Source organism: Staphylococcus caprae, from assembly GCF_002902725.1.
GTDB classification, from domain to species: Bacteria; Bacillota; Bacilli; order Staphylococcales; family Staphylococcaceae; genus Staphylococcus; species Staphylococcus caprae.
Window position 1 is genome coordinate 12,614 of the sequence record NZ_PPRT01000056.1, and the last position, 12,655, is coordinate 25,268.

17 protein-coding genes, 2 pseudogenes and 1 other annotated feature are annotated in these 12,655 nt (G+C 32.1%); of the genes and pseudogenes, 6 read left to right on the forward strand and 13 right to left on the reverse strand.

Going from position 1 to position 12,655, the window contains the following annotated elements; genetic code table 11:
- Nucleotides 1-292: 292 nt before the first annotated feature.
- On the reverse strand, nucleotides 293-547 hold the full coding sequence (locus CD155_RS10250; RefSeq protein WP_002445168.1) for a GlsB/YeaQ/YmgE family stress response membrane protein: 255 nt from the start codon (nucleotides 545-547) through the stop codon (nucleotides 293-295).
- 360 nt (nucleotides 548-907) lie between these two features.
- On the opposite strand from CD155_RS10250, the gene CD155_RS10255 reads away from it, so the two are divergent.
- A complete protein-coding gene (locus tag CD155_RS10255; RefSeq protein WP_103213266.1) occupies nucleotides 908-1,171 on the forward strand; it encodes a hypothetical protein in 264 nt (87 codons plus the stop codon).
- Here the strand turns inward: CD155_RS10255 and CD155_RS10260 are convergent.
- Entirely contained in the window at nucleotides 1,168-1,920 is a 753-nt protein-coding gene (locus CD155_RS10260) for an amidohydrolase family protein (RefSeq protein ID WP_103213267.1), read from the reverse strand. The genes CD155_RS10255 and CD155_RS10260 overlap by 4 nt on opposite strands.
- Nucleotides 1,921-2,087: 167 nt before the next feature.
- Between CD155_RS10260 and CD155_RS10265 the strand changes: the two genes are divergently transcribed.
- The gene (locus tag CD155_RS10265) at nucleotides 2,088-2,345 is read left to right on the forward strand and encodes a helix-turn-helix domain-containing protein (RefSeq protein ID WP_002445161.1); all 258 of its coding nucleotides are present in this window, start codon (nucleotides 2,088-2,090) and stop codon (nucleotides 2,343-2,345) included.
- A 163-nt stretch (nucleotides 2,346-2,508) separates the two neighbouring features.
- Here the strand turns inward: CD155_RS10265 and CD155_RS10270 are convergent, their stop codons facing one another.
- Together CD155_RS10270 and CD155_RS10275 are read right to left on the reverse strand one after the other, a co-directional pair.
- On the reverse strand, nucleotides 2,509-2,778 hold the full coding sequence (locus CD155_RS10270) for a hypothetical protein (RefSeq protein ID WP_103213268.1): 270 nt from the start codon (nucleotides 2,776-2,778) through the stop codon (nucleotides 2,509-2,511).
- Nucleotides 2,779-3,072: 294 nt separating this feature from the next.
- Nucleotides 3,073-3,273 (reverse strand): hypothetical protein, encoded by a 201-nt coding sequence (locus CD155_RS10275; protein WP_103213269.1) that lies wholly within the window; start codon nucleotides 3,271-3,273, stop codon nucleotides 3,073-3,075.
- 41 nt (nucleotides 3,274-3,314) lie between these two features.
- Here CD155_RS10275 and CD155_RS10280 point away from each other — a divergent pair, with 41 nt between their 5' ends.
- Together CD155_RS10280 and CD155_RS10285 are read left to right on the forward strand one after the other, a co-directional pair.
- Nucleotides 3,315-3,740 carry a DUF1433 domain-containing protein gene (locus CD155_RS10280; protein ID WP_103213270.1) on the forward strand — a complete coding sequence of 142 codons (426 nt, stop codon included), beginning with the start codon at nucleotides 3,315-3,317 and terminating at the stop codon, nucleotides 3,738-3,740.
- Nucleotides 3,741-3,951: 211 nt separating this feature from the next.
- Entirely contained in the window at nucleotides 3,952-4,557 is a 606-nt protein-coding gene (locus tag CD155_RS10285; RefSeq protein ID WP_002445153.1) for a hypothetical protein, read from the forward strand.
- A gap of 102 nt (nucleotides 4,558-4,659) precedes the next feature.
- Here CD155_RS10285 and CD155_RS13305 read toward each other — a convergent pair.
- The 5 genes and pseudogenes from CD155_RS13305 to rpsF form a co-directional block, all read right to left on the reverse strand.
- Nucleotides 4,660-4,800 (reverse strand): annotated as a pseudogene (locus tag CD155_RS13305) (terminase small subunit); the annotation flags it as partial.
- A gap of 284 nt (nucleotides 4,801-5,084) precedes the next feature.
- Nucleotides 5,085-5,471, reverse strand: a pseudogene (locus CD155_RS13145) (terminase small subunit); the annotation flags it as partial.
- A 128-nt stretch (nucleotides 5,472-5,599) separates the two neighbouring features.
- Nucleotides 5,600-5,842, reverse strand: coding sequence for a 30S ribosomal protein S18 (gene rpsR, locus CD155_RS10300; RefSeq protein ID WP_001831354.1), 243 nt, complete (start codon nucleotides 5,840-5,842; stop codon nucleotides 5,600-5,602).
- 47 nt (nucleotides 5,843-5,889) lie between these two features.
- Nucleotides 5,890-6,399, reverse strand: coding sequence for a single-stranded DNA-binding protein (gene ssb / locus CD155_RS10305; RefSeq protein WP_002445148.1), 510 nt, complete (start codon nucleotides 6,397-6,399; stop codon nucleotides 5,890-5,892).
- Nucleotides 6,400-6,420: 21 nt separating this feature from the next.
- On the reverse strand, nucleotides 6,421-6,717 hold the full coding sequence (gene rpsF / locus CD155_RS10310; RefSeq protein WP_002445146.1) for a 30S ribosomal protein S6: 297 nt from the start codon (nucleotides 6,715-6,717) through the stop codon (nucleotides 6,421-6,423).
- Nucleotides 6,718-7,128: 411 nt separating this feature from the next.
- Here rpsF and CD155_RS10315 point away from each other — a divergent pair, with 411 nt between their 5' ends.
- Both CD155_RS10315 and CD155_RS10320 read left to right on the forward strand, forming a co-directional pair.
- A complete protein-coding gene (locus CD155_RS10315; RefSeq protein WP_103213271.1) occupies nucleotides 7,129-7,944 on the forward strand; it encodes a GH25 family lysozyme in 816 nt (271 codons plus the stop codon).
- 74 nt (nucleotides 7,945-8,018) lie between these two features.
- Entirely contained in the window at nucleotides 8,019-8,210 is a 192-nt protein-coding gene (locus CD155_RS10320) for a hypothetical protein (RefSeq protein ID WP_044466557.1), read from the forward strand.
- Nucleotides 8,211-8,636: 426 nt separating this feature from the next.
- On the opposite strand, the gene ychF is transcribed toward CD155_RS10320, so the two are convergent.
- From ychF to CD155_RS10340, 4 genes are all read right to left on the reverse strand, one after another.
- Nucleotides 8,637-9,734, reverse strand: coding sequence for a redox-regulated ATPase YchF (gene ychF / locus CD155_RS10325; RefSeq protein WP_002445137.1), 1,098 nt, complete (start codon nucleotides 9,732-9,734; stop codon nucleotides 8,637-8,639).
- Between the two features lie 11 nt (nucleotides 9,735-9,745).
- A complete protein-coding gene (locus CD155_RS10330) occupies nucleotides 9,746-9,949 on the reverse strand; it encodes a DUF951 domain-containing protein (protein WP_002445134.1) in 204 nt (67 codons plus the stop codon).
- Nucleotides 9,950-9,969: 20 nt separating this feature from the next.
- Nucleotides 9,970-10,851, reverse strand: coding sequence for a mechanosensitive ion channel family protein (locus CD155_RS10335; protein WP_002445133.1), 882 nt, complete (start codon nucleotides 10,849-10,851; stop codon nucleotides 9,970-9,972).
- Between the two features lie 104 nt (nucleotides 10,852-10,955).
- Nucleotides 10,956-11,786 (reverse strand): ParB/RepB/Spo0J family partition protein, encoded by an 831-nt coding sequence (locus CD155_RS10340; protein ID WP_002445131.1) that lies wholly within the window; start codon nucleotides 11,784-11,786, stop codon nucleotides 10,956-10,958.
- Nucleotides 11,787-12,213: 427 nt separating this feature from the next.
- Nucleotides 12,214-12,621, forward strand: a binding site (T-box leader).
- Nucleotides 12,622-12,655 lie beyond the last annotated feature (34 nt).

The window sequence follows — 12,655 nt, forward strand, 5'->3', positions numbered from 1 at the left end:
TTAGAAAGAAAATGAACAAAAATTTTTTTATTGTCAGATAAATGTAAACCATGATATTATAAGAATGTAGTTAGTAGTAACTACAAAGTCTTTTATATTCATGAACATAATACTCCTGGATGGCGTAACCCAGCGCCATCCTCTTTTTATGTCAAAGAATATACCATATATAGAAAAAACCTTTGTATAAATCAAAAAATGCCCCAAAAAGATTATTACTCTAAATCTTTTTGAGACATCTACATTTAGAGGGAAATATAACCTCCCTCAAAACTTTATTTACATCGACTCATTATTTCTTTTTAAATAATCTAAGAATTAATGAAACAATGAAGATTAAAATAATTGAACCGATTAGTGCTGGGAAAATGTGAATTTTACCTAATTGTGGACCCCAGTGTCCAAGAATTGCAGTACCGACCCATGAACCTACGATACCAGCAATAATATTTCCTAAAATTCCACCTGGAATGTCTTTACCCATAATTAAGCCGGCAATCCAACCAATGATACCACCGACAATAATCATACCTATTAATCCAAACATAATTATTATCTCCTTTATTTTAAGATTGTTTACCTATTAGTAAGTGTTACCCTTAGTTAAAAATCATTAAACAATTTTGATAAAAATTTTTATTCAAGTTTAAAACTAAATCATTTATTAATTTCTTAATCCTCACAAAAACTGGAAGTGAAACAGAAATATAATTTAGCAAAATTATTCACGTTGTCCCAGCCTCATCGTATATACAGAACTTGTAGACAAACTTAAATCATTTATGAACGATAACTTTACTCCAAAATTGAAATTGTGTAGTTATAATTAAGACATTTAATATGATAAGCTATAATTTGTGAATTTAGCACAATCTATTTACTAACCATAAAAAAGTAGGTATTTTCTATGAATCATAAAAACACTAAACTTACGCTAGTAAGTAAAATTATGCATATATTAAGTTTCTTATCTATAGTTGGAATATTAGCGATGATGACGTTAAATTTTTTCATTAAAGGCCATTTACATGGAGATTTTGAAATTGGTTTTAACATTAAAAGTAAGCAAGTTTATATTTTTTCAACGCTTATCTGTATCATCCTTATAAGTACAATTCTTTCAAATATTCTATCTAAATTAGATTCTAAACGTCATAAACAGCATTACTAAATTTCATTAATTCTGTAAAATCTCATCGCGTTTTTATAGAATATTTTCTGTTGTTCCTCCTCGGAAAAATGTTTTTTAATTAATTCAATATCTGATTTATTAAAAGGACGTTTCGCACGAGTAGATGGTAAATCCGTACCAAACATGAGCACGTCTGGGTTAATATCCATTAATTCTCTCATCGTTTGAATTGGTTCGACTTCAATTCTTCCAAAACCAGTTGCTTTAACATACACGCCTTGTTCAACTAATTCTTTTAAATCTTCGAACCCTTCATTTGTAAGGCCTAAATGATCTATTGAAACAAGTGGCAATTCTAATAATATTTCCTTTATTTCATTTAACTTTTTGGATTCTATATAGAGTTCAGTATGCCATCCCACTAAATTATAAACACGATGCGCAAAGGACTTAAGATGTTTTAAATCTTCAGAACCTCCCCTCTTTACGTTAAATCTTACACCTCTAATCCCAAGTTCATTTAACTTTTTTATCACTTCGTCAGGAGTAGATATAGGCAATTGGGTTGTACCTACAAACTGACCATTTAATGTTTCGAGTGCATGTATTAAATACTCTTGGTCAAACTCTTGAAATGATCCAGAAACAATCGCCCCTCCTATAATGTTGAGATCTTCTTGCCATACTTTATAATCTTTCTCTTTAAATTCAGGCGGCAAATAGCCATTATTTTCTTTAACTGGATAATCAAAATTAATAATATGAAAATGAGCATCAAAAATTTTCATCAATTACACCTCAAAATCTCTTGTTTTTAGAAAGATACCCTAAATTTTACAATAATGACACATATTCAAAATACTTTAACTTGAAAGTCTTATTTTATAATAATAGAATAAAATTACATCCAAACTATACATCTAGATTATTTCAACACGAATAGGAGATGTTATGTATGAATTTACATATTTTATATAACTTAAGAACTAAAAAACACTTAGAGATTGAGGAATTAGCACAACAATTAAACGAGAAGTATGGAACGCATTATGAAGCACATCAAATTTGGGAATGGGAAAATCATTACCACGAACCTAAGTTTAAAGATGCTCTACGTTTAGCTGATTTCTTCGATGCGCCCTATCAAATGTTCTTAGAAAGTAAAGTTAAAGAGTATCAAAAGCATTTAGATAATGTTGATATAAGAATGTAACCCATTCATTAAAAATGAAAAGCTAAGATAGTACGTTTCAAGCATAATAAACGTATTATCTTAGCTTTTTATTGTTGCTTATCCTTATTTAACTTAAGTGAAGACGCTTCTAACCAGACATGTTAATCCTAAAAACATTCAGGATAACTACATTGTTCAACATCTAGTTCTTCTTACTATCTTCTTCATCTTCATCATCAAAGAACACATCGTGTATAAGTTCAAAAATTGTTATAGCTAAACCTACAATTACTACAGCATTCGCAGTTTTATTACCATAAATATGTATAAAATTAATCTTATCAATAATATTCCCAAACCAACCATGTTTATCTGAATTAATTCCAAAGTAATTGATTATAAATGCAATGACAAAAGTCATAATTAAGTTAATAAACAGATTCTTTAAAACCTTTTTCAAATTATATTCCATTTTAAGCTCCTCTTTATAATTTCGCTCACATTTAATAACTTAACATACATAGAATTATATTTGATGAAGATCAATGATTTTAGATACGAAAACTAATTTCCAAAGCACAAAAATAACCCCGTAAGCCTATGCCTACGGGGTTTAACAATAAACGATATATTATTGTTCTTCGTTTATAGTAGTATTATCTAAATCACTGTGTCTTTTATTAATTTTATAATTAGATGTGTTATTATAAAAAGCAAGTTGTAAATCTGTAAACAAATCTCGTATACTTTTAAAATCTGTTCTAGCTTAGCCCATATAAATATGATTAGTGTCTACTTCACCATTCACAACTAGTGTAAGTGCATAGACTTTCAAACCATTTCGTTTAGCATCGCGCTTTTCAATGACCTTGAAATTCTGACCACTCAAGTCATATTCACGACCCTTTTTCAAATCTTTATAAGAATCATCAGCAACTTTAAATGACAGTTCGTCAGAAAATTTCATAATAAAATACTCCTTAATATTTTAAAAACAAGAGGTGGACGATGAAAGCAAAAATTATAATTCTTATATTGTTATTAACACTTATAGGATTAGGAGGGCATACTTTGCACAAAAATAAAAAGGAGAATTACATTACGACACAAGAAAAGCGTATAGATTTATACTTCAAACATAATCTAAAAAATTATCAAACTATGAAAATTAACAACTTCAAAAAGAGTCCTATGAAAGGATACTTTATTGATGGTTATATTAATGATGATAAAACTTTAGAGTTTGAGGCCTATATATCAAGTGCAGATAATCATCAGTTTACTGGAGACGTAGGATATGACACAGATGGCGTAGGTAAACTTTTTAAAGAAAAAAATGCTAAGGATAAATTAACACCTAATGATATTATTAAGAAAGAAAATTTAAATAAAAAAGACTATGAAGCAGATCCACCTCTAATTTGGGGCTTTTAACATCAGAAAAGCACTAACTACTCAACCGAATGAATAGTTAGTGCTTTTCATTTTCATCATTAATCCTCCAACGGAACGTCATCAACAATTATTAGCCTACCTGAATACTTGTCAGTTGCTTATTTTATTGAAACAAGCATATATTAGCATTATTGTTTATATAATAGTTTAATGAAATTAATAATATCCATCGACAATTAAGGAGGCATTTATGAGAAAAAGTAATTTAAATCCAATATTCTTAAAATTTACTGGTATTATTAAAGGTGTACCTAAATACTGGGCTCAAAACAGTCATTTGATTTATGCAATATCGTTAGTATTGTTTTTACCATTCTTGGTTTTATCAATACTTTTATTTTTACTTGGTTTAAATATTAAAAACACTACACTTGCAATTTTCATAGTAATTATAGTTACAAGCGCTTTATTAACATGGCTTTATCAAGAGGACTTTAAAAAAGACGATGGTATATTTAAAACATTTAATAACAATATTGTCCAATTTTTCATAACTATAATCCCTATAACATTAACATTATTAAGCACTGGATATACTCTGGATCAAATAAGCGAACAAAATAAATCAGAGAAAGATACAACTGTAAAATGTGTAAAAAAGCACTTTGAAGAAAATAAATTTTCTTGCGAGGTAAGTAATCTTAATTCTAAAATGAAACAATCTAATTTTCTAATTATCAATTTATTGTTAACTTCATCGTTTGGAACATTAATAGTTATACACAATATATACAAAGGAAAACATCAAAAGAAAAACTCCGTTATCAAATATAAAAAGAAGAAAAATTCAAACTGATAATCTAGTTGATATAGTATATCAGTCATGACAGCATCTATATTATAAAAACGCCAAGCCTATATGGTTTGGCGCTTGTTTAATATTATCACTTACATCTACCTAATTATCAATATGAAACTCTTCATTTGGACATTTCTTACTCAACTTCTCTAAATCTTTCTTATTCTTTTCATCATCTTGACCGGTACTATCAATAAATATTGGTGTCGCTAAATTTAAATCTACTTTATCAGTAAATAACTTTGGTGATTATCTATTCGGATATATAAATATTCTGTTATCATTCAATTTTATAGATGGCACTATTCTTCTATCAACGTTTTTACGTACTAACATTAGATTAAATGGCAATATAATACTAGCTTTCTGAAAATCATGTAGGGTCTTCCATATTTCTTTTTCTTCATCACTCATAAAATCATCATAGTACAAAACTGTATATCTTTTTATCGCCATTGCTCTATTGAACATATCTTCAATGCTTATCTTACTAGTCAATTTAGACACAATCCTATATACCTTTCTTAATCTTCCAAAGGAACATTACCAATAATGAAAGGTCTATTAGGGTGTTCCTCTCCGACAGTATCAATTACTTGCTGTTGTTCTTCTTCATCGCCATCCCATTCACAAACATTAACTTCGAAATTACGGGTTGTAATTTCTTGCCTATCTATAAATAATTTATGATATTTGACGAGCATATACCTAGCACAAAAGCGATCACTAGGCTTAATAGGAACTCCTATAAGATCAACCTGTTCATTATAGACTAACTGTACTTTACCATTCTGTGGATTTTCTTTATATTCACCACATTTGACGACAACTTCTTTCGTTTCAGTCTCATCACCAACTGCTGAATTCGTTAATAAATGTAAAAACTCGTTAGCACTTAACTTACGGTTGTCTCTTTTTTTATGTCTACATCTCTATAACCTTTCACCTCATGCCTTTTTTCTGCTCTATCTCCATATTTCCAAAGCACAAAAATAACCCCGCAAGCCTATGCCTACGGGGTTTAACAATAAATGATATATTATTGTTCTTCTTTAACATATGGTAATAATGCCATATGACGAGCACGTTTGATTGCTGTAGTCAACATACGTTGATATTTAGCTGAAGTGCCTGTTACACGACGTGGTAAAATTTTACCGCGTTCTGAGATAAAACGTTTTAATAATTCAGTATCTTTATAGTCGATATGTGTAATACCATTTGCTGTGAAATAGCAAACTTTTTTACGACGACGTCCGCCTCTTCTTGGTCCACCTGCCATGGTTAACTGCCTCCTTTGACTATTTTTTCGTTTTTATACGTTCGTTATTAGAATGGTAAATCATCGTCACTAATGTCAATTGGGCCATTCGCATTTGCAAATGGGTTATCAGATTGATTAGATTTTGATGAATTATTGTTATTGTATGACGTATTTTGTCCTGATTGTTGACCACCGAATCCTTGACCATAGTCTTGGAAATCGTTGTTTTGTGAACGTTGGCCACCTTGTTGTGAATTCTTAGGTTCAAGGAATTGAACACTATCACACACAACTTCAGTAACAAAGATACGACGACCTTCTTGATTTTCATAACTACGCGATTGTATGCGACCATCAACGCCAGCTAAGCTACCTTTAGATAAGTAGTTATTAACATTTTCAGCTTGTCTTCTGAAGACAACACAGTTAATGAAATCAGCTTCGCGTTCCCCTTGAGCATTCGTGAAAGTACGATTAACTGCTAGAGTAAATGTCGCTACACTTACGCCTGAGGGAGTGGTTCTGTATTCTGGATCTTTCGTTAGACGACCTACTAATACAACTCTATTTAACATTTAAACGCCCCCGTCTAATTATTACTTATCTTGGTCTTCGCGGATAACGATGTAACGAATGATATCGTCATTAATTTTAGCTAAACGTTGGAATTCGTCAGTAGCTTTATTGTTATCTGTTTTAATACGTACGATGTTATAGAAGCCTTCTTTGAAATCATTGATTTCGTAAGCTAGGCGACGTTTGCCCCAGTCTTTTTCTTCTAAAACTTCTGATCCTTCTGAAGCTAAGATACCGTTGAAACGCTCAACTAAAGCTTTTTTAGCATCTTCTTCAATGTTAGGACGTACGATATACATAATTTCATATGTTCTCATAGTTTATTTGCACCTCCTTGTGGTCTATGCGGCTTATCAACACTTATGTGATAAGCAAGGAATAATTTTCATTACTCACAATCAAGAATTATAGCATAGAGTATTACTTTTTACAATAAATATTCTAAAGCTCATCCTTCAAAATAAATTCTAAATTTAGCACCACACATAGAAACAAACAGTTGTTATAAAAATAAGACTACCCTTAGACTCCCTTCATCCAATCATGATTAAAACACATACAATTTATTGAATTACAAATGTTTTATGTTCCGCGTAACCTTATTTTTCACAATAGTAAATCGTGTTAGATACGTTGTTGCGAGGTGCGTTTAATTGTAATAGTATAAAAATTACATTTTACATACAATTGCGTGTAATTTCTAAATTCTCACACAAAGGAGCACATTTATGTTAAAGAAAGTCACTTACTCGGTAATTTCATTTTCAGTATTAGCAACAAGTCTAGGAATAGTAAATGCACATGCTAAAGAATCCTCAAATAGCCAGTCAACAAGCGAAAAAGGAACAATGGGGTATGGCTACCAACAATACATAAAGAAACATCCTGATCAAAAAAGTAACGCAACACAAAATCGTTCAACATTCTCAACAAAATCTAGAGCAGCTGTCACTGATAATGGCGAAAGAGTTCTAGATATTTCTGAATGGCAGGGTAATCTAACTGATGCTCAAGTCAAAAAATTAAAACAAAATTATGATTTCATTATCATTCGTGGCCAGTATGGTTCAGAATATGTTGATCAGTCTTTAGAACACAACTCTAACTTATTAGACAAAAACAATATGAAATTTGGCGTTTATTCTTACAGTATGTATGAAAATGCTGCAGACGCACGTTACGAAGCAAGAACATTACACAATCGTGCTCCAAAAGCTGAATTCTATGTCAATGACTACGAACAACAAACAGTGACAAATGGTGATGATGAAACAGCAACAAAAGCTTGGGCAGATGAAATGAGAAAACTTGCAGGAAATAAAAAAATACTCTACTATTCGTATGAAAACTTTATGATCAATCATGTTGCAAATGCTGTAAGTTCATATGATGGCTATTGGATGGCTTCATATCAAGCCGAAGAACCTAATCGAGAAAAAGTGTTATGGCAATATACTGATAGCTACTATTCACCAGAATTAAATCAAAATGTTGATGCTAACTATATCGACAGTAACGTAGATGCTTCTTGGTTCACATCTTAAAAAGCGAACAATAACGAACAAAAACACTTCACTTTTACGAACGTTCGTTCTATAATGTGGTTGAGGTGTTTAGCATGCAATTAAATTTAGATTGGAATAAAGAGTTCCAAGAATTTCAAGATATCTTAAATTGTGGTATTCACCCTGAATGGCTTTATTGTGCTAAGGCAAATATGGTTCTTGAACCAGCTTACACCGGTGAAGGCAAGCAATTTTTCAGTACACAAGATATTATAGAAGCAAGCGAAGTCATTCCATTTTTTTAAAGAATTGGAATTTCAAATATATAAGCAATGGCATTTAGATTCTGAGTCACTACAAACTCTAATTTGAACGCCATTGCTTCTTTTTTAAACAAGTTGATCTATCAAGACCTCGAATTGACAGGCCCTCTAAGAAAATATTCACACAAATAAAAAACTGCCCACAAAATCAAAGACTTTGTCGACAGTTTGGGAGTGAGACAGAAATGTAATTTATCAAAATTATTTTCGTTGTCTCTCTCCCAACTTTCATTGATTGTAGAATTTCTTTATTAAGAAATTCTCTATGTTGGGGCCCCGCCGGCAAGGATGGCTAGGATTGAAAGAAGCTTGATATAAGCGCACTTTCAATTCAGACATCTACTGCCAATATGTTAAAGAAGGTTGAGACAATTGATTATGTCCCAACCTCCTTATAAATCTATTAAATTATACATTAAAGCGGAAATGTACGATATCTCCGTCTTTCATAATGTAATCTTTACCTTCTAAACGTTGTTTACCCGCTTCTTTAGCACCGTTTTCGCCACCATACTCTACATAATCATCGTAACTTGTAACCTCGGCACGAATAAATCCACGTTCAAAATCGGTATGGATAATACCTGCACATTGTGGGGCTGTCATACCTTGTCTAAATGTCCATGCACGTACTTCTTGAACACCTGCAGTAAAGTAAGTTGACAAGCCTAATAAGTCATAAGTAGTTCTTATGAGTCGATCTAGACCTGGTTCTTCAATACCTAAATCTTCTAGGAACATTTCTTTATCTTCATCATCGAGTGTCGCAATTTCTTCTTCAATTTTGGCACTAATCACGATAACTTCAGAATCTTCTTTCTCAGCATATTCACGAATTGCTTTTACTTTATCGTTATCTTCATCGCCAATTTCATCTTCGCCCACATTAGCGATATATAACATTTTTTTAGAAGTTAATAATTGAGCTTGATTTACCCATTTTTGATCATCTTCATTGAAATCAATACTTCTAACAGGTTTACCATCTTCTAAAGCTTCTTTAATTTTAGTAAGAATACGTAATTCCATCTCTGCTGTTTTATCTTTTTGACGTGCCATTTTTTCAATCTTAGGTAAGCGTTTATCAACTGATTCTAAATCAGCTAATACTAATTCCATATTGATGACTTCGATATCATCTAATGGATTTACTCTTCCAGAAACGTGCGTCACATTCTCGTCATCAAATGCACGAACAACTTGGCAAATCGCATCTACTTCACGAATATGTGATAAGAATTTGTTACCTAACCCTTCACCTTTAGAGGCACCCTTAACGATACCTGCAATATCAGTGAATTCAAATGTTGTAGGGATAGTTTTTTTAGGTTGTACCATTTCTTCTAATTTAAGTAAACGTGAATCTGGTACTTCTACGATACCTACATTTGGATCAATCGTAGCAAATGGGTAGTTCGCTGCTAATGCACCAGCTTTAGTAATTGCATTAAATAGGGTAGATTTACCTACGTTAGGCAAACCTACGATACCTGCTGTTAAAGCCATTAATCATTCTCCTAACTTTCTTTGTCTTGATGAGATTCAAGAACTTTTTTCAATTTTTTATTAAACGTTTGACGTGGAATCATAATACTACGCTGACAATTTTCACATTTAATTCTAATATCAGCACCCATTCTTATGATTTTGAAGCGATTCGTTCCACATGCATGTTGTTTTTTCATTTCTACTATATCATTTATTCCGTAATTTGACGTCATGAAATTACCTCCAATGATAACTAGTCTTTACTTTGAGCCTCATCGTATTGTGTAAATAGCGGTTGAGGCATACGTATGCCCTCTTGGACAAACATTCTTTGCGCTTCTTTTCTAATAATACGGGCACCTGAAGCACCTTCTCCTGGAATCGTCTCTGCAGAAACACGAATGATTGCTTTATTGTTCTCAATTGCATCAATACCATCGACAACTGGGTCGCTAACAAATAAATAGTATTTACTGCGTAATGACGTGAATAATTTATTTAATTTCTTCTCAACTTGATCCAAATTCTCATCAACTGAGACTGGAAGTTGCACAATTGAAGTGCCGTTTGTAATAGAGAAATTGGTGATTTCACCCATACTGCCATTTGGCAAAATAGTTAACTCACCAGAAATCGTATTAATACGTGTTGATCTTAACCCAATAGATTTAACTGTACCTTCTGCTACAGTTGTTCCGCCGCTATTGATTTTAACATAGTCACCCACATCAAACTGATTCTCAAAGATAATAAAGAAACCAGTAATGATATCTTTAACAATTGTTTGCGCACCGAAACCTACTGCTACACCAACGACACCAGCACTGGCGATAACACCTTCAACACTAATACCAAATTTACTTAAAATGGTTGTAAGTACGATAAACCATACAATATATTTTACTACGTTTTGTACAAGTGATATGAGCGTTTTTGAACGTTTTTTACTTCCTTTTTTACTTTTATTTTGTATTTTAAAAGCTTGTTCAATCACTTTATTTAAAATCGCAATAACGATGAGTGCAACAATGATATAAATCAAAATCATTATAATTTTTGAGACAAGATTCTCATATGTCTCAATTTTGGTTAAAGGTTCAAATAAAGAAGATAAAATATGCTTTATTTGGTTCATTATTTCGTTACCTCCTTTTTTAAAATTTTCGTAACTTATACACTATAGCTTAAAGCTCTTTCAATTGAATCAGTCTTCAGTTTTAAAAAACCACATGAAATCAATTACTTTTCATTAAGTTGTTGAATCAGTCTTTTAAATTCTTCTTCTGATTTAAACTCAAAAGTGATTTTACCAACATGCTTAGATGTAGAAATATCAACTCTAGAACCATATCGTTCTTTGAGTTGTCTTTCTTGTTGTTGAATAAATTTAGGTTTCTTATTCTTACTTTGCTTCGATTCTGGTTGAACCGTATCATTCTGTAAATAGGTATTTACATATTGCTCGAGTTGTCTTACACTCCAAGACTCCCGGATGGCTTGCTTCCCTATCTTCTTCATCTTCGAAGCGTCTTTTAATGATAAGAGGGTACGGCCGTGTGCCCCAGATAATTCTCCTTCTCTAACCATTGTCATAATTTCTGAAGGTAAATGAAGCAATCTTAGCATATTGGCAATATATGGTCGAGACTTACCTAATCGTTGTGCAACCTGTTGTTGTGTAATGTTTAAATCCGACATCAACTTTTTATAACTTTCAGCTTCTTCAATCGCATTTAAATCTTCCCGTTGTAAATTCTCAATAATAGCTAGTTCCATCATATCTTCATCTGATAGTTCTTTAACTATTGCAGGGATCTCTCTTAGTCCAGCGATTTGAGATGCTCGGAATCTTCGTTCACCCACCACAATATAGAACCCTTGGATTGTTTTTCTTAATACAATCGGTTGAAGAATACCGTGTTGCTCAATTGATTTCGCCAAATCTTGCAATTTCTCCTCATCGAATGTCTTTCGTGGTTGATAAGGATTCGGTTTAATTAAATCAATAGCTATATTTTGCACGTGTTCGTTACTTTCAAGTTGCAAACGTTGATCTTCTTCCTGTGTCATATTTTCACATCTTTCTATAAATGTTTAACATATTGGCAGTAGATATCTGAATTGAAAGTGCACTGATATCAAGTTCCTCTTAATCCTAACCAACCTTACTAGCGAATCCCCAACAAAAATTTTTTAGAAATTCTGCAAACAATGCAAGTTGGGTTCGGGACAAAGAAATTAATTTTGCTCAACTATTTTCTGTCCAACTTCCTATTTCAACACATCACTTACTATTTTAAAAATTTCAATCTCATTGTACAAGCGTTTTAAGATTTTTCCACATCCTTCCGAAACTTTTTAACAAACTTCAACGTTCATTCCTAAACCTTCCTACTACTCCCTAAATTAACTATTTAATCTAAATTTTCAGAAAAGTTGTTGACAAATCATTTTCCAGTATGTAATCTATGTATTAACAATTACAAAACGAAACATTTTACACACTGTAAAAAGGAAAGTAGAACTTACACTGCTAATACAGAGAGTCTTCATAAGCTGAGAGAAGGCATTGAAAGAAAGTTTGAAAATGGCCTTGGAGTGTTGATACCAATATGAGGTATCAACGGGTTCGCCCGTTACAGCGATACAGTATTAACATTGATGTTGAATGGCGTACTGGAATTACTACCGTCACAACTAATCGTTAATACTCATTTAATCTTTCAAAAGACTAAATGAGTTTTTATTTAACTCAATGATTTAACGTAGCGATTAAGATTGTGAATGTATTGGCACTTCCAAACATGTAACCATTTCCTACATGATGGCGTACTGATAGAGGTCACTTTAGCAATAAAGTGACAAACAAAGGTGGTACCGCGAAACCGAAGCTTTCGTCCTTTACATCCGATTTACTCGGGTTTAAAGGACGGAAGCTT